18 protein-coding genes, 1 pseudogene and 1 riboswitch are annotated in these 21,330 nt (G+C 47.9%); of the genes and pseudogenes, 10 read left to right on the top strand and 9 right to left on the bottom strand.

What is annotated here, in order from left to right; genetic code table 11:
* Positions 1-91 precede the first annotated feature (91 nt).
* Positions 92-391: pseudogene (locus RQM65_RS18960) on the top strand (transposase); the annotation flags it as partial.
* 150 nt (positions 392-541) lie between these two features.
* A complete protein-coding gene (locus tag RQM65_RS16585; RefSeq protein WP_314012501.1) occupies positions 542-1,450 on the top strand; it encodes a transposase in 909 nt (302 codons plus the stop codon).
* A gap of 241 nt (positions 1,451-1,691) precedes the next feature.
* On the opposite strand, the gene RQM65_RS16580 is transcribed toward RQM65_RS16585, so the two are convergent.
* From RQM65_RS16580 to RQM65_RS16560, 5 genes are all read right to left on the bottom strand, one after another.
* On the bottom strand, positions 1,692-2,231 hold the full coding sequence (locus RQM65_RS16580; protein ID WP_314016535.1) for a GFO_1091 family lipoprotein: 540 nt from the start codon (positions 2,229-2,231) through the stop codon (positions 1,692-1,694).
* An 84-nt stretch (positions 2,232-2,315) separates the two neighbouring features.
* Positions 2,316-2,864 carry a DUF4252 domain-containing protein gene (locus RQM65_RS16575; protein WP_314016534.1) on the bottom strand — a complete coding sequence of 183 codons (549 nt, stop codon included), beginning with the start codon at positions 2,862-2,864 and terminating at the stop codon, positions 2,316-2,318.
* Positions 2,865-2,967: 103 nt separating this feature from the next.
* Positions 2,968-3,525 (bottom strand): DUF4252 domain-containing protein, encoded by a 558-nt coding sequence (locus RQM65_RS16570; protein WP_314016533.1) that lies wholly within the window; start codon positions 3,523-3,525, stop codon positions 2,968-2,970.
* 120 nt (positions 3,526-3,645) lie between these two features.
* The gene (locus tag RQM65_RS16565; protein ID WP_314016532.1) at positions 3,646-4,095 is read right to left on the bottom strand and encodes a PG0215 family putative anti-sigma factor; all 450 of its coding nucleotides are present in this window, start codon (positions 4,093-4,095) and stop codon (positions 3,646-3,648) included.
* Positions 4,082-4,591 carry an RNA polymerase sigma factor gene (locus RQM65_RS16560; protein ID WP_314016531.1) on the bottom strand — a complete coding sequence of 170 codons (510 nt, stop codon included), beginning with the start codon at positions 4,589-4,591 and terminating at the stop codon, positions 4,082-4,084. Before RQM65_RS16560 ends, RQM65_RS16565 begins: the two co-directional genes overlap by 14 nt.
* A gap of 249 nt (positions 4,592-4,840) precedes the next feature.
* Between RQM65_RS16560 and RQM65_RS16555 the strand changes: the two genes are divergently transcribed.
* Complete coding sequence (locus RQM65_RS16555) at positions 4,841-6,364, top strand: GFO_1087 family putative carboxy terminal peptidase (RefSeq protein WP_314016530.1); 1,524 nt, start codon at positions 4,841-4,843, stop codon at positions 6,362-6,364.
* A 76-nt stretch (positions 6,365-6,440) separates the two neighbouring features.
* Positions 6,441-7,931, top strand: a complete 1,491-nt coding sequence (locus RQM65_RS16550; protein WP_314016529.1) for a GFO_1087 family putative carboxy terminal peptidase — start codon at positions 6,441-6,443, stop codon at positions 7,929-7,931.
* A gap of 85 nt (positions 7,932-8,016) precedes the next feature.
* Here the strand turns inward: RQM65_RS16550 and RQM65_RS16545 are convergent, their stop codons facing one another.
* Entirely contained in the window at positions 8,017-9,120 is a 1,104-nt protein-coding gene (locus RQM65_RS16545; RefSeq protein ID WP_314016528.1) for a YncE family protein, read from the bottom strand.
* 4 nt (positions 9,121-9,124) lie between these two features.
* Positions 9,125-10,954 (bottom strand): TonB-dependent receptor plug domain-containing protein, encoded by a 1,830-nt coding sequence (locus RQM65_RS16540; RefSeq protein WP_314016527.1) that lies wholly within the window; start codon positions 10,952-10,954, stop codon positions 9,125-9,127.
* Between the two features lie 34 nt (positions 10,955-10,988).
* Positions 10,989-11,311: riboswitch (cobalamin riboswitch) on the bottom strand.
* A gap of 89 nt (positions 11,312-11,400) precedes the next feature.
* Between RQM65_RS16540 and RQM65_RS16535 the strand changes: the two genes are divergently transcribed.
* From RQM65_RS16535 to RQM65_RS16515, 5 genes are all read left to right on the top strand, one after another.
* Positions 11,401-12,546, top strand: a complete 1,146-nt coding sequence (locus RQM65_RS16535; protein WP_314016526.1) for an ABC transporter substrate-binding protein — start codon at positions 11,401-11,403, stop codon at positions 12,544-12,546.
* On the top strand, positions 12,547-13,578 hold the full coding sequence (locus RQM65_RS16530) for a FecCD family ABC transporter permease (protein WP_314016525.1): 1,032 nt from the start codon (positions 12,547-12,549) through the stop codon (positions 13,576-13,578).
* A gap of 217 nt (positions 13,579-13,795) precedes the next feature.
* Positions 13,796-14,575, top strand: coding sequence for an ABC transporter ATP-binding protein (locus RQM65_RS16525; protein ID WP_314016524.1), 780 nt, complete (start codon positions 13,796-13,798; stop codon positions 14,573-14,575).
* A gap of 58 nt (positions 14,576-14,633) precedes the next feature.
* A complete protein-coding gene (locus RQM65_RS16520; protein WP_314016523.1) occupies positions 14,634-16,010 on the top strand; it encodes a DNA recombination protein RmuC in 1,377 nt (458 codons plus the stop codon).
* Positions 16,011-16,333: 323 nt separating this feature from the next.
* A complete protein-coding gene (locus tag RQM65_RS16515; protein ID WP_314016522.1) occupies positions 16,334-16,699 on the top strand; it encodes a 6-phosphogluconate dehydrogenase in 366 nt (121 codons plus the stop codon).
* Positions 16,700-16,820: 121 nt separating this feature from the next.
* On the opposite strand, the gene pgl is transcribed toward RQM65_RS16515, so the two are convergent.
* Positions 16,821-17,558: a 6-phosphogluconolactonase gene (pgl, locus tag RQM65_RS16510; RefSeq protein WP_314016521.1), complete on the bottom strand. Its 738-nt coding sequence runs from the start codon at positions 17,556-17,558 to the stop codon at positions 16,821-16,823.
* Between the two features lie 124 nt (positions 17,559-17,682).
* Positions 17,683-19,212 (bottom strand): glucose-6-phosphate dehydrogenase, encoded by a 1,530-nt coding sequence (zwf, locus tag RQM65_RS16505; protein ID WP_314016520.1) that lies wholly within the window; start codon positions 19,210-19,212, stop codon positions 17,683-17,685.
* A gap of 473 nt (positions 19,213-19,685) precedes the next feature.
* Here zwf and gndA point away from each other — a divergent pair, with 473 nt between their 5' ends.
* Complete coding sequence (gene gndA / locus RQM65_RS16500) at positions 19,686-21,098, top strand: NADP-dependent phosphogluconate dehydrogenase (RefSeq protein WP_314016519.1); 1,413 nt, start codon at positions 19,686-19,688, stop codon at positions 21,096-21,098.
* Positions 21,099-21,330: the final 232 nt, after the last annotated feature.

The following is a 21,330-nucleotide window of genomic DNA, read 5'->3' as shown; positions in this document are numbered from 1 at the left end:
GATTATCAGCGTAATAATCCGTATCTTAGAGTAAACAAAACCCCGAGAATGAGTCGTTAGCTCGAAAAACGGGGTTTTTATCTAAGATGTTATGTCCAAGATACGAAGAATCCGCGATTTCCAGCACACTTTTTCATTTTCCTCCCAACAGGAACAGTTGGGAGTTTTCTTTGACCGTTTTTTGGAATCCGATCTGGGCAAGATCTACCGGGCGGTGCCCTGGGACGACATGGTGGCGGCCCTCGGTGTGAAGGAGGCGAAAAAAGGCCCGAAGGCGATCTTCTCCCCCCGGGGCAAGGTCGCCCTGATGTTCCTCAAGCACTATGCGGATTGCTCCGACAGAAAACTTGTCGAAGGGCTCAACGGCAACCTGGACTGGCAGTTCTTCTGCGGCATCTATATCGGTGCCGATCGTCTGGAAAACTTCAAGATCGTGAGCGAGATACGGTCGGAACTGGGGGGAAAGCTCGACATCGACGCCCTGCAGAAGGCCCTCTACGGACACTGGTCCCCGCACATGGGGGACAAGGGCTCCGTCACGATGGACGCCACCTGCTACGAGAGCAACATGCGGTACCCTACAAATGTAAAACTGCTCTGGGAATGTACCGACTGGCTGCACCGGCTGCTCAAAAAGGTATGCGGGGAAAAAAAGGTCGCCATGCCGCGCAGCAAGTACCTGAAATGGAAAAAGCGGTACGTGTCCTACAGCAAGATGAAGAGGAAGACCAAGAAGAAGCGGGATGCGCTGACCAGGGCCCTGCTCCTGCTGACCGAAAAGTTCTCGGCGGAACTGGACCGTATGGAAGGGGAGCACGGCCTGGCGTTCACCGTGGACCAGTACGTGCGCAGGGCCGCGGCCAGGAAGGTACGGGAACAACAGTACGCCCTGTTCCACCACGGCGTGCGGCCCGAGGGCCGCATCGTCAGCCTTGACAGGCCCTATGTCAGGCCGATCGTCAGGGGCAAGGAGAAAAAGCCGGTGGAGTTCGGTGCCAAGGTGCACAAGTTCCAGGTGGGCGGCATCGGCTTTATCGAGCACCTATCCTTCGACGCCTTCCACGAGGGGATACGCTTCCGCAAGACCGTCCTGGACGCGCAGGGCCTGACCCGTACCAAGGTCAAGATCGTAGGGGCCGATGCCATCTACGCGACCAACAAAAATCGGAAGTTCGCCACCGGGAACGGTATCCGTACCGACTTCAAGCGCAAGGGAAGGGCCGGCAAACACGAGGGGCACCGTAAGAAACTGGCGGCGGCCATCACCAAGGAAAGGGCCGCCCGCCTGGAGGGCAGCTTCGGCAACGACAAGGAACACTACGGCCTCAAAAGAATAAGGGCCCGCACCAAGGCTACGGAGATCCTCTGGATATTTTTCGGCATCCACACCGCCAACGCCCTTGAGATCGGCAGGCGCATGGCCTCGGCCCGCCTGGCAAAAGCAGCCTGAGCCTCCAGCAGCCAGGAGGCCCGAGGGAGACCTATGTCCCGACGGGACCGGAAGGGCCCGAAATCCGTCCTCCCGAACCGAAAAGACCTCAAAGGCGACACCGGAAATCGAAAATGCCGCCCGACCTCTACGGTCGAACGGCACCGACTTTAAATTTTACCGAAAAAAGGGCTTACTCCTGAATATCCCTTCATCGTTGCACACGGAAAAAGGGGCCCTTGCCTAGGACAAATCCTGGGGATCAACCTTTGATCAACTCCCCGATTTTTTCCAGACCCTCACCTTTATAATCGGACTTTTCGAGGGCCTGTAAAAATTGGACCATTTGGGCCGGGTTCATATCATCGCCTAAGATACGGACCAACATAAAACCTTTATCGTCATTGTCGCCGTAAATGACGACCTCATCGATAGCATCATCGTCGCCCAGATAGGTGATGGTAGCTCGGCCGTAGCTCGTGTTGATCTTCATCAGTTCAATAAACTTATTGCTTTTTAAGATCGACCTGACCCTGGTCTTTTCGGTTTGAAATTCCGATGAGTTCGCCTCCGTTTTTTTAAATGCCAAAAGATTGAGTTTTCTAAGGGATTCAAAAGCTTTGCGCTGCGAATCGGTCAATTCCGCATTTTCCATATTCAAAAGACTAACAGGCAAATCGAGGGATAAAAAGTTAGGATTTTCGGAGTTGTCCACATAATATTCCTGCAAGCTTTGTGTTGAAGAACAGCCGGTCAGAGCGAGGAAGAAAGTGGCAACTAAAATGGATGGAACTAGTTTCATGATCGTGTTTTAAGATTTTGGTAAAATTGTTGCTAATGCCAAAGTAAACCCGCCAGTGGGCAGTAGTCGTTTACCGCTTATCGCTTATTTCGATTTTCCTGCGCTGTTCAATTCCTCAGGTAGATTCAATTTGTTTGTCAAGGCCCCGATTTTATTCAGGTCGATATCGCCGGTCATAGAGACCAACACGCTCTCGAACTTCCGATTTTTGATACCGATTTTGGGATTGTCGATGTCCGATACGAACAGCAAGAGTTCGCTGACATGGTCCTCGTCCTTTCCCTGTTTCACATAGAATTTTACAGTTGCATCCTTATCCTTTACCCGCATTAGCTCCTCTAGGGTCGAGGATTTTAAGTACGCCTTGACCGTTGCGCCCATATCTTCTGATATACCGGGATCTTGGGTGATAAACACCTTGATACCATTTAGGCCTTGTGCAATATCGGCGAAATCCTGCGCATCTTGATCGCTTTCATCGAAAGCTGCGATATTACCTGCCAAACGGATCATGTTTTGGTTGATCGTTACCGACCCTACGTGGTCCATATCATCATATTTGTCGAAGACGGATTGTGAAAGGGCGATAAACGGCAATAATGCCAAGGTGAAGAATAGATTTGCTTTTTTCATGACTTTATAGTTAATGTGATTTTTAATTGATGAACTATTACTACTTTTTATGATTTGATGTAGTGCTACGGATCAATTCTGCTGCGGTCGGTTTCCCCGCCGCTTATTGCCCACTTCCTTTCCCAGCCTTTTCCAACTGTTTCCCGCCGGGCAGGTCCATTTTATCGGTCAGTTTCCCGATATCCTGGAGATTGATATCTCCGGTCAGGGATAGCAACACCGTTTCAAGGTTTCTTCCATCGACCTCAATATCGGCCTCCTTTAAGCCTGTGACGAACATGAGCAGTTCTTTCACATGATCGGCGTCCTTGCCTTCCTTGACGTAGAACTTAACGTTCGATGCACCGTCCTTGACCCGCATCAGCTCTTCATAGCTTGAACTTTTTAACCGTGTGGAAACCCAGCTGTCGATATCCTTTGAAATTGCGGGACTCTCCGTGGTAATAACCTTAAAACTGGTAATTGAATTTACAAGGTTGAAAAATTCCTGGGCCTCGGGGTCGTCACTGCTGACGCTCATTTTGCCCAGCATCTGGAACATTTTGGGCTGCATGGCCACAAAGGTGACCTGATCGCTGTCTTCGTATTTGTCGAAAATGTCCTGCCCGAAGGTCACGATGGGCATGAGGGCCAGAAGTATCGGTATAATTTGCTTTTTCATGATTTCTGATTTACTTACGTTAATGAGGGATTTTGTTTGCAATTTTCTTTTAATGACTGTTTTGGCAGGACTTTTAGCTGAACATCCGTTAGAATTGCCTGCGTTTAATACCTTTTGGGACTATTTTTCACCGTTGTCCAAAAAACGGTTCGTGTTCCTTTCAAATTCTTTCAAATAAGCAACTTGTTCCGCCCCTTTGCTAAAATTGACCGAGAGCAGCGACAAGGCTTCCTGGGCGGCCGCAATTTCTTTTTGTGTATAGGCATCTTGCAAGGTATCGGCAGATGAAGAGGTATTGAAATAGACCCCGACCAAAAGCAATACGATTGCGGCGGTAGCGGCCCAAGAATACCAGATTCGACCAGATAGGCCGGTTTTAGGCACGACTACCGGTTTTGTAAACCGTTCTTCCTTTTCCTTGGCAAAATACCGGAACATAGGCGCGTATTGCTCTAAACGATCCGCTACTTTATCTTGGGAGAAATAGTCTCGCAAGAGCGTTTCTTCGGCAACCGTCGTGGTGGCCTCGAAATACTTTTCTATTAATTTTTCTATCTTATCCGATTCCATAGTTATGTTTTTTTATCAATTCTTCCCTGACCCTTTTCCGTGCCCGGGACAATGCCACTCGCACTGCGGTAGGCTTCATCTCGAGCATTTCCGATATTTCATCGTACTCGTACTGCTCTACATCCCGCAGTTGCAACACCATCTTTTGCTGTTCGGGCAACTCTTCCATAATTTTCTGCACCCACGATACACTATCGACAGCTTCTAATTTCTGCTGCAGCGAACTGTCATTGTCCGTGTAATTGCTGTGTACTAGTTTTAAATTTCCCGCTTGGTGGGACTTCAGCCTGTCCAAACAAAAATTTTTGGTCATGGTCATGGCGAAGGCTTCCGCGTTGTTATAGGTTTCCATCTTCTCGTTCTTCGACCATAGTTTCAGTAGCACCTCCTGGGTAGCGTCCTCCGCTTCTTCCCGTGATACCAGCAAGCGTTTGGCCAGCCGAAAGAGCTTGTCCTTGAAAGGCGTTACGATATCCAAAAATTCCGAGTGTTGCATTTTTAGGCTCGAGCGATTGTATCTTGATTGATGTAAGGTACTATACAAGGAAGACGATGTATAGTTATTTTTGTTACAAATAATTTTGATTTATTCGTAATGTACGTATTTTGGACGGGCGTATCCTAGAACAAAGTGTACGCCAGATTGATTTTGGTCAAGCAATCCCCCGGTTACCGCGTCTTTTTGTTTGGAACGGTTATTGATTTTGGGATGTATTATCCAAATAATTTTCAATACTATTCCACTATGAAAAGATATCCGAAGTTTCTTTATTTTTTAGCTCTTATGGGAATGATCCTTATCGGCTGCGAAACCGATGACAATATTTTTCCCGATATTGAGACAGAGACACCTGATAAAGATGAGCCGCAGACCGTGGCGGACTATCCCGTGGAGGATTTTATGTGGCAGGCAATGAACGCGTATTATTTTTGGCAGGACGAGGTGGATAACCTAGCCGATGACAAGTTCACAGGTTCTTCGGATCCGGACTATATCGACTTTCTCGCTTCCGAAGCTCACCCCGGAGCTTTTTTCGATGATAAATTACTATCCGATCAGGATAGGTTTAGTTATTGGAACGAGGATTATAAAGTGCATACCAAAGCCTCTTCGGGAATTACAAAAAGCAACGGACTCGAATTTAATCTCTACAGTGACGATGGGGCGACAGTGTACGGCGTAGTCATCTATATAGCGCCAGGTTCTGATGCCTCGGGCCAAGATATTAAAAGAGGGGACGTTTTTATCGGGGTGAACGGGCAGGATTTAAACGTGGACAATTATATTCCCCTGCTTTTTAGCGAGGCGAGTACCTATGTTTTGAATATGGCCGATTTTGTAGATAGCGTTCCTGTCGGTAATGGCAAAGAGATCCCCTTGACCAAAGAAGACAATTTTGCCGAAAACCCTATACTCACGAGTAAAGTTATTGAACGCAACGGTATTAAAATCGGATACTTAATGTACAATCAGTTTGTGGCAGATTACGATGACCAGCTCAACGAGGTGTTCGTAACGTTCAAATCCGAAAACATTTCCGAACTTATCTTAGATTTCCGCTACAATCCCGGAGGTCGTGTGTCATCGGCCATTCAAATAGCGAGTGCGGTCTATGGCACTAAAACGGATGAAGTTTTCCTAAAGGCCAAATACAATGACAAGATTCAATCTACCTTGAGCGATGGACAGGTCGAGGATAAATTTTTTGACAAGACCATTGGCAGCAAGACCCCGCTGACTACGCTTGAATTGAATAGGGTTTTTGTACTGACGACGAATTCCTCGGCCTCGGCAAGCGAGTTGGTCATCAACGGTCTCGAGCCCTATGTCGATGTGGTCCAGGTGGGTACCAAGACACGCGGAAAAAATGAATTTTCCCTGACTCTGGTAGATGATATTGAGAATGGATATATCTATGATCCCGAGCGCGAACAGTTTATAAATCCCGACAATCAATGGGCCATACAGCCCTTGCTGGGACGGAACGCCAACGCTGACGGGTTTTTTGATTATACCGAGGGGTTGGTACCGGATTTTGAACTTACCGAAAATATTGAAAGTTTGGGAGTTTTAGGGGATGAGGACGAACGTATGCTTTCGTTTACCCTTGACCTGATTACTGGGGCAACGGCCAAAAAAAGCATTTTATTTGACCATGCACTGTCCGCCAAGCCGATTGCGAATTCGAAAATGTTCAAACCTACATCGGACCATATGTTTATGGACGGCTTGGTTAAACCGACAGCTTTAACATCCCAGCAAAAATAAACCCGGCTTTTTTTCGTTGTACGGTTCAGGAGAAACAATCCTAATTTAATACAACTCAACCTTCATCGAGAAAGCTATGTCAACATATTTAAAAACAGGTCTACTGTTGTTCCTTTTTTGGATGACCTCGTGCGTAACAGAAGACGACATCTACCTTACCGAGACGGTAGAACCCAATCCCGATGCGGGCGTAGCGGTACAGGATTTCATGTGGAAGGCCATGAACTTTTGGTACTTTTGGCAGGCAGAGGTCGATAATTTGGCGGATGACCGCTTTCCGAATACCTCTCAAGGTTCGCGAGATTATACCCAATTTTTGCTTTCGGAAGGTGACGATCCAGGAAAGTTCTTCGATAAGCAATTACTATTTGATGAAGATCGCTTCAGTTTCTACAACGATGACTATGTAGAACTGACCCAAGCCCTTTCGGGCATCTCGAAAAGCAACGGAATGGAATTCGGACTCGTTCGCGTTCCAGAGAGCAATGACCTTGTGGGCTACGTTCGTTATATCGTTCCCAATTCCGATGCCGCTACCAAAACGATTCGACGCGGTGATCTTTTTACGGGCGTCAACGGCACTACTTTGACGGATTCGAACTATCTGGACCTACTTTTCGGAAGCAGCGCTACCTACACCCTGAACATGGCCAATGTCGTCGATGGAAAAGTAGTATCCAACGGGGAGGAAGTGACCTTGACCAAACAAGATAACCTACAGGAAAATCCCATTTTTCTAGACGAGATTATCGAGACCGGCGGAAAGAAAATCGCCTACTTGGTCTACAACGGCTTTACCAACGAATTCGACGAACAGTTGAACGACGTGTTCGGTAGGTTCAAGTCGGGGGGCGTGACCGATCTGGTTCTCGACTTGCGCTATAATCCAGGAGGTTCGGTAAACACGTCTCGCCTACTGTCGAGTATGATCTACGGCACGAACACCAAAGACGTCTTTTTAAAGGCCCGGTACAATGAAAAATACCAGAAGATCCTAGAGGATCGGAATACCGATGTGCAGGAATATTTTGCGGCTAAGACCGGCAGCGGTACCCCTATTAACAGCTTAAAACTGAAAAAGGTCTATGTTTTGACGACCCAAAGCTCTGCCTCGGCCAGTGAACTGGTCATCAATGGGCTCGAGCCGTATATGGACGTTGTACAGATAGGCGAAAAGACCCGGGGCAAAAACGAATTTTCGGTCACTATGGTCGACGATCGGGACAATAACTACCTCTATAGCCCGAAACGGGTAAATAAAATAGCTTCGGACAACCGATGGGCCATTCAACCCCTTCTGGGCCGCAACGAAAATGCAGATGGCTTCTCCGACTATACAGCGGGACTTGAACCCGATATCACATTACGGGAAGACCTCTCTAATTTGGGCAATTTCGGCGACCTGAACGAGCCCTTGCTGGCCAAGGCGATTCGGGAAATTACCGGGACCGCTACGGCCAAAACGGATTTCTCCGTCGCATTACCGATGGAGACCGTTACCAGCTCCAAACTTCATACGCCGATGGGGGACACTATGTACGTCACGGATATACCGATAGTGTGGTAGGGAATGACAGAAAGCGGAGGTCGCAACACAGTAGAATCTGCCCATGCGAACTAGACCACCCTTTTTTTGAACTCATAGAACGCGATTATTCCCCCGCAGCAGCATTAAAATAAATCGCCCCGGGATTGACCCCGACTTCCTTTGAGGTTATTAGGGAATTATCCGACAAATCGTAGATTTCCAACGAACCGTTGCTAGCAAAATCCTTCGCATCGGCTCCGTAAAGCTTCCCTTCCTTAACGGTCATGTCATAAAAGAAAACCCCGGTCATCTCAGGTTCTTCGGGCAATTCGACATCGGAAACATCCATCATAAAAACACTCGCGCCCAGCGTATAATACAACCTGCCATCCTCGTAGGACAAATGCCCCGGATGTTCTGTCGGAAAAAAGGATAGGGACTCCGTCACGGTACGGCTGTCCGTATCGATCTTATTCAATTGGCCAGCGGTCTCGTCCTCGGTATAGGCGGGCTTCCCCCCGGAAAGCACCCACAGATTACCATCCGCGTCCAGTTGCAGGGAATTGGGCCCCTCCCCTACTGAAAGGGATCCCGTTACCGTATCGGAATCCGAATCGATCATTGCTATGCCATTGTTGAAGTTGTAACCGCCCTCAAGGGCCACGTAGATGATATTATCCTTTGCCAGAAGGCGCTCGGGACCTTCGCCAACGGGAATTTTTGTTGTCACCGCATAGTTCTCCAAGTCTATGACGGCTACAAAATCGTCTTCCGGATCACTAGGGTCGCCCCAATCGCTCACGTAGCCCTTTCCGTCGGCAACCGCCATGTAACGGGGACTCATCAACTCAGATTCATCACCCCCGCCGATGGTGGCCACGGAAGTAAAGGTATAACGGTTCACGACCTCTATTTTTCGTGAGTAATTGACGACAATGAAGCCCAGATTGCCGTGGAATGCCATACTCTGCGCCGTATCGCCCCACGCGTCCACTCCGTTGGCGGAACCGAAAATGCTATGTTGCACCGCGCTTAAATCATCCGGTATAAAGCTAATGGAAGCGTTTCCGCTGGTAATGCCCCCTTCGTTGACGACGATAATGCCGTTTTCAAATGCTAAGGGTTCGGGACTCGGATCCGGCACCAGCGGTCCACCATCATCATTGCTACAAGAGGCCAATAAAAATACCGCCGCGGCCGTGGTCAAAATCAGTTGTTTTAATCTCATTGTTTTAAAAATTTAGAAGTAATTGGGTTTGAATATTTCTATTGGGCATGGGGCGCAAGGCCACATTTTCGTAATAGCTATTGAATACATTGTTCAGTGTAAGTCCTACTTCATACTGTATTCTTCCGCCTAATTTTGACGAATACGTGATGCCGGCATTGGCCACCTGATACCCTGCGAGCTGACCTCCGATAATAGAAACGGGACCATTGTACAGATGCTGGTAAAACAGGCGTACGGATGACAGGTTATAAGCGACGGAAGCGTTTGCTCGATGGAAAGGGACATAGATCAGTTGTTCACGGGTCGCTTTGTCCTCGGAAACGGTATAGGCATAGTTCGCCTTGACAACTAACGCTTGCTTTTTTTGAATAGGATAGTCCAATGTGAATTCGCCTTCCAATCCATAAATCCGAACCTCATCGACATTGGATGGGGACCAGAGTCCCGAGCCGCTGGGAAGCCATCGAATCATATCATTTGTAGCGATGTAGTATCCGTTCAGGTTAAAGGTCATACTTCCGAATTCCAACACCTGTCCCAAATCGATCTGGTACGAGTTTTCGGGTACGAGGTCTAGATTGCCTCCGGGCACCCAATAGAGGTCGTTAAAAGTGGGACTTCTGAAATTTCGGGAGGCGCTTAACTGCAGCCCGTAGTGTTGGCTTAACGTATAGGCGCCATCCAGGGAAAAAACAAGGGGACTTGAAAAATCGGAGGAGAAATCCTTTCTAAGTCCTACTGAATAGACGAAATCTGCAGCTACCTTGTGCCTTGCCAAGGCCGTTAGGGCGACATCGTTACGCTGTGGGCTTCCAAAACTTCCCCCTTCGCCCCGATAGTGGTCGTATTCCAAATAGGAATTCAATCGAAAGGCATCGGAAAACTCGATATCATGGGAATAACGGGCCAATAATGTTGTTACCTTTCCCTCCGAAAAGGTATCCGAATCCTTGTTCTCAAAATGTTTGAACCCTTCGTAAAGGTGGGCAAGTTTAAGGGTAGAAACAGACTTTTGGCCCAAATTCACCCATTCCAACTGGGTATGGGACCGGTCATCTTCATACCGGCTTCGGCCCGGTGCCACCAATGTGCCGGAAAGGTTCCGATCGCCCGTAAATGTTTGATGGTACAAGCGCAGCACGTTTTTATCCGTCAGCACGTATCCGGCATTAAAGTTGAACGAGATATTCCGAAATTCCCCGTTTTGGTTCCGGCGGTCGGTCTTCAGGTAGGCATAGTCATTGTCCGATGCCAAATAGTTGACCCCGAAGCTGTGCGACCACTTCCCATTGCCGAAGCCTTGTTCGTAGCTCACTTTTTGGGTATCAAAACTGCCGTAACCGATCAGGGCCCGATGGTCAAAATGTTCGTCGAACCGCAAGGCGTTGTTCAAATGCACACTGCCCCCGATCGCCCCGGTGCCGAACTGAACGCTGCCCCCACCGCTGCGGATATCCACCGAACTATAATTGAGGGGGGCCAGGGTATTGAAATCTACCTGTCCGTTTAAGGGAGAGTTGATATTGATCCCGTTCCAGACCACGGCGGTGTGGGAGGCATTCGTTCCCCGAAAGGCCGGAGAGGACACCATGCCGTAGCCGTTCTCCTTAAAATGGATGTTGGAGTGGAAGGCCAGCAGAGAGGTCAAAAAAGTGCCTCCGTGTTGTATTGTACTGTCCGACAAATGGTTCAGCTTATGGCCTTCGGCGTAGTTTTTCAGGCGGATATCGGATACAACGACCTCTTCCAGCTCCCAGAGCGGTCGTTCCTGGGCGGATAGTTGTCCGGTTACGGACAACGTAAATACTATAGCGACAAGGGTTCTTTTCATCGTTTGTAAACCTCTATCCCGAAAGTTTGACAATTAATAGTTGACGAATTTGGCAGGTCTCCTGACTTGCGTGCTACCATCGACCTTCCCGCCAAGCTGAACTTGATTCGGTATCCATTTGTTTGGTACCGGAAGATTCCATTCAGCGCATACCGAAACAGATTCGGTACAGGCAGTGGTGTTTGAAGAAGATGGTAGCCGGCCCCCTCAGGGGGGACAAAGCTTACAGTTGCGGGAACAGTTCCGGATTCTATGATGGGCAAAGGCCAACAGGCTTCGCACCTCATCCCACCGGATTCCCTTTTAATCCCGTCACCTAAAAGCAGGGGACGGAAACCAAAATTCGGGACGAAAGTAAACAATCCCGATCAAATGACAGCTTGAACATGAAATAATACTACTTTTGGGTGCGCATAAGCTAGTGATCCTGATATGAACTTGCCGTTTTGAAAACAATACTTTCCCTCGTCCTTCTTGTCTGTTTTATTTCCTGTGGGGAAAACAGACCACAAACCCTCCCTCCGGCCAGTGCCACGAAGACCACAAAAATCACCAATGCCCAAGGTTTTTCCGTGGAAAAATCGGAATCCGGATTGACCGTCATCGAGGTAGCGTCTCCCTGGCCCGGTGCGGAAAAAGAGTTCACATACGCCTTGGTTCCCAAAGAAAAGATGGCCGCGATGACCCTGAACAGGGATGCCTACGATGCTATCGTCAGCGTGCCGGTTGAGCGTATCGTTGTCACCTCGACCACCCATATTCCGGCTCTGGAAGCGTTGGACGTAGGCGATAAGCTTGTCGGGTTTCCCGGCACCGAATACATCTCCACGAAGGCCACCAGAAAACGAATCAATGCAGGACAGGTCAAGGAGCTCGGCAAGAACGAGACCATCAATACGGAAATGGTGCTGGAAATGAATCCTGATGCCGTAATCGGCTTTGGCGTCGACGGTCAAAACAAGGCCTACGCTACCTTGAAAAAGGCGAATATTCCCATCGTCTATAATGGGGATTGGACGGAAGAGTCCCCTTTGGGAAAAGCGGAATGGATTAAGTTTTTTGCCCCATTTTTTGATAAGGAAGCGGAGGCCGATAGTATTTTTGAAAGGATAGAAAGTTCTTATCTGAAAGCCAAGAAACTCGCCCAAACCGCCTCCGAAAAACCCAGCGTGCTGAGCGGGGCGCTTTACAAGGATGTCTGGTACCTGCCTGGCGGTAAAAGTTGGGCGGCCCAATTCTTTAACGATGCGCATGCTGACTACCTGTGGAAGAATACCCCGGAAACAGGAAGCATTTCCCTCAGCTTTGAAAGTGTTCTGGAAAAGGGGAAGGCCGCGGAATTCTGGATTGCGCCCGCCCAGTTCGTATCCTATCCCGAGATGGAAGCTGCCAACCCTCACTATCTGCAGTTCGACGCCTTTAAAAACCGAAAGATATACACCTTTGCCGACACCAAGGGAGAAACGGGCGGAATACTTTACTACGAACTCGCCCCACAAAGGCCCGACCTGGTCCTGCAAGACCTTATCCATATTTTTCATCCGGAACTGCTGCCGGAGCACAATCCCTTTTTCTTTAAACCTTTGGATTAATTGGGAAGTCCTAACACATATCGTCTCGGCTTTCTACTCCTGCTAGTGGGGTTGGTGGTTTGTTTCGGACTCAATATTGGTCTCGGTTCGGTCTCCATCCCTTTTTCCCAAACCCTTCAAGCCCTGATGGGAGGCTCCCTTGAAAACCAATCCTGGGAATACATCATTTGGAATTATAGGGTTCCCAAAGCCTTCACCGCCATTTTGGTCGGGAGCGGCCTGGCCTTAAGCGGACTCCTAATGCAGACCCTGTTCCGTAACCCGTTGGCCGGACCTTTTGTGTTGGGAATCAGTTCCGGGGCCAGTCTGGGGGCGGCCCTGCTTATCATGGGCACTTCCCTGTTCCCTGGGTTTGTGGCATTCGGACTCACAAACGATATTTCTCTTGCCGTTGCCGCGAGCATCGGGAGTTTCTTGGTATTGCTGGCCGTAATGGTCGTTGCCGCCAAAGTAAAGGATACCATGGCCTTGCTTATTATCGGATTGATGTTCGGCAGCATCACCGCGGCCATTGTGAGCGTACTCTCCTACTTCACCGATGCGGAAAAACTACAGCAGTTCGTTTATTGGTCCTTCGGAAGTGTGGGCAACCTCTCCGGGGGACAGCTATGGATCCTGTTTACGATAACGCTGCTCGGTATCTTATTGAGCATACTATGCATCAAGGCCCTGAACTCATTTTTATTGGGAGAAAACTATGCCCGGAGTATGGGGGTGGACCTAAAAAAAACCCGCTATCTTGTCATTATCGCAACGGGGCTATTGGCCGGGGGTGCGACCGCATTTGCCGGTCCTATCGCATTTGTCGGGCTGGCCGTGCCCCATTTGGCCCGACAGGTCTTCAACGTTACCGACCATAAAGTTTTGGTGCCCGCCGTGTTGGTCTGCGGCGCCATCTTGATGCTGCTTTGTGACACCGTGGCGCAGTTGCCGAATTCCGCCAGCGTCTTGCCCATCAACGCGATTACCAGTATTTTAGGGGCGCCGGTGGTAATTTGGCTCTTGGTTCGGAAACGGCGGATGGTGTTTTGAGGTAGGGAGTAATTAGTTGTAAGTATTGAGTATAGAGTACTAAATGTTGTGTAATCGGTACGGAGGGAAGAGTGCAAGGAGGCAAGAGGAAGGACGAAAGGATACTTCGGGCAGGGACCTACACCTTGCATCCGTCTTCCGTCTTCCGTTTTCCCTCACCACGTCAAACCAGTAACTGACAGCCGACAACCGACCACTGAACACTAAAAATCTATTAATGACCAAGAGTCAGCCTCCAACTTTGAGCGTTTCCAATCTTAGCATCGGCTATACATCCGCCGTGATTGCCGAAAACATCGATTTTTCGCTATCGGAAGGCGAACTGGCTGCCATCGTAGGCATCAACGGTATCGGAAAATCCACCTTGCTACGTACTTTGGGCCATGTACAGCCCGCTCTTGGGGGAAAAATCCTAATTGCGGGCAAGCCATTAAAAGAATATTCCCACGTACAACTGGCCTCACGAGTAAGCCTTGTACTTACCGAGCCCGTCGCCTCGAAGAATATGACCGTGTTGGAACTTATCGCCCTCGGCCGGCAACCTTATACCAACTGGCTCGGACGCTTGTCCGCCGCGGACAGAACAAAGGTTGGGGAAGCGATCGGCATGTTGGAGCTAGAAGCCCTGCAACACCGTAAATGCTTTGAACTGAGCGATGGCCAATTGCAACGGGTTTTAATCGCGCGAGCCTTGGCCCAGGATACCGCCATTATACTCTTGGACGAACCCACTACCCACTTGGACCTATACCATAAAGTACAGATTTTAAAACTCCTCAAATCCATTGCCGACCAGACCGGTAAGTCTATCCTCTTCACTTCCCATGAAATCGAAATGGCCATTCAACTTTGCGACAAAATGTTATTGGTGAATGGAACGGACAACCCATTCGGACAGCCCTGCAAACTCATCGAACAAAGGGCGTTTCACGACCTTTTCCCAGCGGATACGGTTTCCTTTGACGCCTCGACGGGGGCCTTCCGGATCAAAAAATAAGCTGATACAAAAATCCTATCTTTACCTTGAATTTTGAAAGGGGAATGAACGAACAACAATGAACGAGTATCTTATCTATCCGGGTATAGGCCTTGTATGTATAGCCATCGGCTATTTCTTAGGGAATTACATTCAAGGCCTAAAAACCAAATCTAGCCAAAGTACCCTTGAAGAACGGCAACGACAATTGCACCATAATCTCAGCGTTCTAGAAGGCCGATTAAGTGAATCCGAAGCGCGAACCATGCGCCTGCAATCGGATAAAACGCATTTGGGCAACCAGATCGTACGCTATCGGGCCGAACTCGAGAATCTTCGGGAAAAAAACCGGGAGCAGAAAGAAGAAGTCGCAAAACTCCAGGAAAGGTTTACTAAGGAGTTCGAAAATCTCGCCAATAAAATACTGGAGGAAAAAAGCCTGAAGTTTACGGAGCGTAACGAGAAAAATATAAAGAATATTTTAACGCCGCTGAACGAAAAGATACAGTTGTTCGAGAAAAAAGTCGAGGAGAGTCGAAAGGAAAATTTTGGCATTTATCAAGCGCTCAAACAACAACTACTGAACTTAAGCACCCAGAACCTAAAAATAACCCAAGAGGCGGAAAACCTGACCAAGGCGCTCAAAGGCGACAGTAAAATGCAGGGTAATTGGGGGGAGCTGGTGTTGGAGCGCGTGCTTGAAAGATCGGGACTAGAAAAGGACCGCGAATACACGGTTCAAAAAAGCTTTAAAAAGGAGGACGGCTCCCGCCTACTGCCGGATGTCATCATCAACCTTCCGGACAACAAAAAGATGATTGTCGATTCCAAGGTTTCCTTGACCGCCTATGAGCGTATGATAAATGCGGACGAGGATTTGCGGAAAGGGTTTTTGAAGGCGCATGTCAATTCCCTCAAAAGACATGTGGACCAGCTGTCCTCAAAAAAATATGAGGACCTCTACGCCATGGAGAGTCCCGATTTCGTACTCATGTTCATCCCCATCGAGCCGGCTTTCGCCGTTGCGCTAAATTACGATAACAACCTGTATAACAAGGCCTTCGACCAGAATATCGTCATAGTGACCCCCACGACGCTGTTGGCGACCCTACGTACCATCGACAGCATGTGGAACAACGAAAAACAACAGCGAAATGCCATTGAAATCGCCCGGCAGGCCGGGGCCCTCTACGACAAATTCGAGGGTTTTGTATCCGACCTTGACAAAGTGGGCAAGAAGATAGACGATGCCAAATCGGAGTATAGCGGGGCCATGAGCAAGCTGGTCGATGGCCGCGGCAATATTGTCATAAGCATTGAAAAACTAAAAAAAATGGGCGCAAAAGCGAAAAAGTCCCTTCCAGAACGTATATTGAAACGCGCAACGGAAGAGGAAGAAAAATTTGAGGAAGGAGAAACTGGAAGCAGGGAACGGCCGCAACGTATAGGGAATTAACAGTAGGCAGTGAGCAGAGAACAGTGAGCAGAGAACAGTGAGCAGAGAACAGTGAACAGAGAACAGTGAACAGTGAACAGTGAACAGTGAACAGTGAACAGTGAACAGTGAACAGTGAAATTAAAAACCCAAGCCCTAAACCCAAAAACTTATAATCTTATAAACTCCACATTAATCATCAAGAAATGAAAAGAGCATTGAGAGATTAAAAATTACTTCGCTAAAGGCGGTGTTTAAAATTTTTAATGCGAGAGCGTAACGGTTACATACGTTCTCAATTTTTTGATTAGCTTATTTCTGGACAATTAAAAACATTGAAACGTATGAAAAAAGCCCTATTCTTGACCCTTGGCGGAGTCGCTGTTCTTTTTGCGATAATCTATGCCTTTATTTATTTTGTCACGTTCAGCGATGGAATCCGTTCGGGCGAACTTATCAAGATCAGCCGCAAAGGGGTCATCGTCAAAACCTGGGAAGGCCAGATCAGCCAAGGTATATCGGGAGCACAAATATTTTCTTTTTCCGTTCTGGACAAAGATCAGGAAGTCATCGAAAAATTACAGGAATATCAGGGCGAATACGTTAAACTGGAGTACGTAGAACGCTACGCCACGTTTTTCTGGCTGGGCGACACCAAATACTTTGTCACCAGCGTTGAACGGGACCAATCACCTCATTTCAGGCGCTGAAGCCAAAAAAAAACCATGTTGGATAAGGCGGCCTTTGCTACAATTGACCAAATGGGTAAAGGAAATCGATTTTTATTAAGACCGCAGGCTCCGAGATCAATGGCATCCGTTGGCCATTTCACTAGATTTGAGAACCCTTGGGATCTGTAATATTTTGGGCCGCAGCCTCATCCAAAAACCATATCAAGTTGCCTTTGTAGGGTTCTACCAAACTTGCGGGATAGGCTTTATAATCGCCGGTCTTATCTATGATCTGTCCCACTTTCTCTGCCTTTCCTTCTCCTGTGACCAGAAAAGCCACGTTGGCGGCATGGTTGATAATTCTTCCTGTTATTGTCACCCTTTTCTGTCCCGAATTCGGGTGTTCCGCAACCTCACAAAACTGATCGGCATTCCATAGCCCAATCTCATAAGGAAAAATAGAGGCTGTATGACCATCATCCCCCATTCCCAAAATAATAAGATCGAACCTCGGAAGACCGTCCACTTCCGGAATATTCTCCTTCAACACTCTGGAATAGCGTTCGGCTTCCTGTTTGGGATCCTCCTCCCCCCTGATGCGATGTACATTTTCTTCTGGAATCTCGATCTTCGATAAGAGATGTTCATCGGTCATCTTGTAGTTACTTTCGGCATCGTCCGGTGGCACGCAGCGCTCGTCTCCCCAATAAAAGTGGACTTTCTCCCACCCACTTTTCGGAAGATTACGGGATGCCAGTTCATCAAAAACGATTTTTGGCGTACTCCCGCCCGATAGGGCCACGTGTAGATTGTCGTTCTTCTTAATGAGTTCCACCAGATAATCGGTGAAATTCTCGGCCGTATTCTGTTTAGTACTTGAAATATTCAATCGCATCATACTCTATTTTTGAAGGTTCTCCGTTTTTCATAAAAGGTTCACAAGCCCATCCCCTTGAACCGATCGGACGGAATGCCTCGGATAATATTTATTATAGGAATGTTTTGTATTCGGCTTCCTCCGCTTAGGATATCACACAGAATCCGGGATCGTCCGCCAACTGTTCGCCAGGATTACGCCAAGTATGATGGCCCTCCAGCAGCTCATCCGCGTTTTTGGGTCCCCAAGCTCCGGCCGAATATCCGTAAACATTCTGGTTCGAATCCTTCCAATATTTTAGAATCGGATCTACGAAGGCCCAGGCAGCTTCCACCTCATCTGCCCGTGCGTAAAGGGTCGCATCGCCCTGCATTGCATCTAAAAGTAGTCGCTCATAGGCTTCCATAACATGACTGTCCGTTAGGCTGGAATAATAAAAATCGAGGTTCGCCCGTTCGACCTTAAAGCCTTGACCAGGTACTTTGACCCCGAACTTGATCAAAATGCCCTCGTCAGGCTGAATTCGTATAATCAGCTTATTGTCTTTGCTGTGCATGCTCGAATCCTTGAAAATCTGATGGTGCGGGGTCTTAAAATGGATAACCGCTTCCGTTACCTTGGTCGGCATCCGCTTGGCGGTACGCACATAAAAAGGCACATCGGCCCAACGCCAGTTATCCACATAAAATTTGAGTGCCGCATAGGTTTCTGTCTTTGATTCGGGATCCACATTTTCTTCCTGCCGATATCCCTTTACCTCTTTGCCATCCACCGTTGCGCTTATATACTGGGCCCTTATGGTATCCCTACGCAACACCTCGGGGTCGGTCATGATACGAAGGGATTTCAAGGCCTTCAGTTTTTCATTGCGTATTTCCTCGGCGTCGGCTGACAGGGGAGGCTCCATTATAATAAGGGCAACGATCTGTAGCAAATGGCTCTGGAACATATCCCGTAGCGCTCCCGATTTATCGTAATACTTACCTCGCTTGCCGATCCCGCCGCTCTCTGCACTGGTAATCTCCACGTGGTGTATATAGTGGCGGTTCCACAAAGGCTCGAAAATGCTATTGGCAAATCGGGTCACCAAAAGGTTCTGTACCGTTTCTTTCCCCAGGTAATGGTCGATCCTGAAAATTTGCGATTCCTTAAAGTAGCGGTGCAGTTTTTCATTTAATTCCTTTGCGGACTTGAGACTGTAACCAAAAGGTTTTTCGACAATAAGCCGGCGCCAACCTTGGTCTTCTTCCGTAAGCCCTTGATTGTAAAGATTTTTTGAAATAGGCCCATACGCCGAGGGCGGCGTAGAAAGGTAGAACATATAATTAGCATCAGTGCCATAATCTGAATTCAACGACTCCATCCGCTTTTTCAACGGGGCGTAATCCGAAGACTGATCGTCACTTAACTCATGGTAGAAAAGTTTATCGCTAAACTCCGCTAAAAATTTTTCCTGGCCGTTCTCCATCTTTTCGTCCAGATATTTGCTTTCCAAGACGACCTTTTTCCGAAACTCCCCATCCGAGTACGGGGTACGGCTCGCTCCCAAAACCACAAAATTTTCAGGTAAATAGCCATCTTGGGCCAAACTGACGATGGCCGGAACTAATTTTCTTGCGGTCAGATCGCCCGAGGCGCCGAATATAACCAACATCTGATTTTCTGTCTTGTTCATAAGTTCGATATGGAATTTTAATATTTTAGGATAACAAACGGCAGTAACTTACACAATTTAACCGATTGCCAATTACTAGAGCGAATAATATGCCCCTAGTAAATCAAAAATAAGCTAATAATCAGTAAAATTGAGGTCAAAACGAACGAAATATTAACGGATTAGCCCACTTTGTCCATACAAAAGTTGCTGAATAAACATTAAAGTCCCGCCCTAAAATTATTGGTGCTGACCGCTAGTTTGGACCAATATAGCAAGGCGGACTCGATAATTTGCTTTATTTTTGAGAAAACCGGTGGAGACGATGGCCCTTTGTTTTGCCATGGCGGATCAACGATTTTAGCGGGAGCAAATATATCCCGATGGAAGGGTTCCGGACTACTTGATCGGAAACCAAAATCGGCACTAGCTTACTCTTGAAAATGTATCGGGCCAAAATCAAAGCGAAAAAATTATAAAACTTAAAACTAGATATGGAGGATAAATACGATTTTGGATTAATAGGTCTCGGGGTAATGGGGCGCAATTTTATTTTAAACGTCGCGGACAACGGATTTTCGGCGTTCGGTCATGACCTTGATCAAGAAAAGGTCGATGCGCTTAAGGATGAAGGGGACAAAGAACATAAGATCGATGCTTCTACCAGCATCAAGACGTTTGCGAAGGCCTTGAAACAACCTCGAAAGATTATGTTATTGGTGCCTGCCGGAAAGATCGTGGATTCTGTCATCCAAAGTCTTCTGCCTCACCTTGATCGCGGGGATATTATCATCGATGGCGGCAATTCTTTTTTTACGGATACCGATCGTCGCGAAGAGGAGCTGCAAAAAAGGGCTATCCACTTTTTTGGGGCCGGGGTTTCCGGAGGTGCAAAAGGAGCCCGACTGGGGCCGAGTATCATGCCGGGAGGTTCGAAATCGGCCTATTCCCACATCAAACCGATTTTTGAGGCGGTGGCCGCCAAATACGAGGGAGAGCCCTGTGTGGCGTATCTCGGACCGAAATCGGCCGGCAACTACGTGAAAATGGTCCACAATGGTATCGAATACGGGCTGATGCAACTTACCTCCGAAATTTATGACCTACTCAAAAAGGCGGGCGACTTTTCGAACCAAGAACTGCACGACACCTATTCCCAATGGAACGAGGGACGCCTACAATCCTTTTTAGTGGAAATCACCTCTAAGATTTTTGTGCAAAAAGACGACCTGAACCTAAGCGAACTTGGACTCCTTGATCAAATCAAGGACAAGGCCAAGCAGAAAGGTACCGGAAAATGGACCAGTCAGAATGCAATGGATTTGGGCATTCCTGTGCCATCCATAGACATTGCCGTGAATATGCGCGAAATTTCGGCCTTACTGTCCGAACGCACGGCAGCGGATAAACTCTACGACAGACCGGAAACGGAAAAAATCGACAAGACGAAGCTGGCAGAATTGGCGGAAGAGGCGCTCTATTTCTCTTTTATAGTAACCTATGCACAAGGGCTCCACGTATTGGCCGAGGCCTCGAAAGAATACGGATATCAACTTGATATAAGCGTTATCGCGAAAATCTGGCGAGCAGGCTGTATTATCCGTGCCGGCCTTTTGGCCGATATTACCGAAGCCTTTGAAAAAGATGGCGACCTGCCAAACCTTTTGGTTTCCCCAAATTTTGTGGAAAAAGTAAAGGGCAGTGTGAATTCGGCACGTGAACTGGTCGCCTTCGGGGCGAAAAATGCCATCCCGCTACCGGGACTATCTAATTCCCTTATTTATTTTGATGCCTATACCTCAACCCGCCTACCCTTGAACCTGATTCAGGCACAGCGCGACTATTTCGGTTCGCATACCTATGAGCGGTTGGACAAGGAAGGTGTTTTTCATACAGAATGGGATTAAACCCCAGGTTTAGGTTCCGCCATTCCGAAAATGCTGGTCTTCATTAAAACAAATCGTGATGATCTCCTTGATTTGTCAGATAAGACCTTGGCCTTAAAGGGCCACAGATCAGGTACGATGGCGGTAATTGCAATATTCGAATCCCATTATCGTTTTACAATTCCTACAAAAATGCTGTAATTTATTATCTTAGCAGTGTAAGAAATCTAGTTGCCCATCATCCAACGCGTCC

The organism is Pricia mediterranea (genome assembly GCF_032248455.1).
Lineage (GTDB): Bacteria > Bacteroidota > Bacteroidia > Flavobacteriales > Flavobacteriaceae > Pricia > Pricia mediterranea.
Note: the sequence above shows the minus strand (reverse complement) of the source record. Positions and strands in the feature narration are given on the sequence as shown.

What these genes read in the sequence shown, in the direction of transcription:
- RQM65_RS16585 (WP_314012501.1), top strand. Translation starts at nt 542, where the DNA reads ATGGACGCCACCTGCTACGAGAGCAACATGCGGTACCCTACAAATGTA.
- RQM65_RS16580 (WP_314016535.1), bottom strand. Translation starts at nt 2,231, where the DNA reads ATGAAACTAGTTCCATCCATTTTAGTTGCCACTTTCTTCCTCGCTCTG.
- RQM65_RS16575 (WP_314016534.1), bottom strand. Translation starts at nt 2,864, where the DNA reads ATGAAAAAAGCAAATCTATTCTTCACCTTGGCATTATTGCCGTTTATC.
- RQM65_RS16570 (WP_314016533.1), bottom strand. Translation starts at nt 3,525, where the DNA reads ATGAAAAAGCAAATTATACCGATACTTCTGGCCCTCATGCCCATCGTG.
- RQM65_RS16565 (WP_314016532.1), bottom strand. Translation starts at nt 4,095, where the DNA reads ATGGAATCGGATAAGATAGAAAAATTAATAGAAAAGTATTTCGAGGCC.
- RQM65_RS16560 (WP_314016531.1), bottom strand. Translation starts at nt 4,591, where the DNA reads ATGCAACACTCGGAATTTTTGGATATCGTAACGCCTTTCAAGGACAAG.
- RQM65_RS16555 (WP_314016530.1), top strand. Translation starts at nt 4,841, where the DNA reads ATGAAAAGATATCCGAAGTTTCTTTATTTTTTAGCTCTTATGGGAATG.
- RQM65_RS16550 (WP_314016529.1), top strand. Translation starts at nt 6,441, where the DNA reads ATGTCAACATATTTAAAAACAGGTCTACTGTTGTTCCTTTTTTGGATG.
- RQM65_RS16545 (WP_314016528.1), bottom strand. Translation starts at nt 9,120, where the DNA reads ATGAGATTAAAACAACTGATTTTGACCACGGCCGCGGCGGTATTTTTA.
- RQM65_RS16540 (WP_314016527.1), bottom strand. Translation starts at nt 10,954, where the DNA reads ATGAAAAGAACCCTTGTCGCTATAGTATTTACGTTGTCCGTAACCGGA.
- RQM65_RS16525 (WP_314016524.1), top strand. Translation starts at nt 13,796, where the DNA reads ATGACCAAGAGTCAGCCTCCAACTTTGAGCGTTTCCAATCTTAGCATC.
- RQM65_RS16520 (WP_314016523.1), top strand. Translation starts at nt 14,634, where the DNA reads ATGAACGAGTATCTTATCTATCCGGGTATAGGCCTTGTATGTATAGCC.
- RQM65_RS16515 (WP_314016522.1), top strand. Translation starts at nt 16,334, where the DNA reads ATGAAAAAAGCCCTATTCTTGACCCTTGGCGGAGTCGCTGTTCTTTTT.
- pgl (WP_314016521.1), bottom strand. Translation starts at nt 17,558, where the DNA reads ATGATGCGATTGAATATTTCAAGTACTAAACAGAATACGGCCGAGAAT.
- zwf (WP_314016520.1), bottom strand. Translation starts at nt 19,212, where the DNA reads ATGAACAAGACAGAAAATCAGATGTTGGTTATATTCGGCGCCTCGGGC.
- gndA (WP_314016519.1), top strand. Translation starts at nt 19,686, where the DNA reads ATGGAGGATAAATACGATTTTGGATTAATAGGTCTCGGGGTAATGGGG.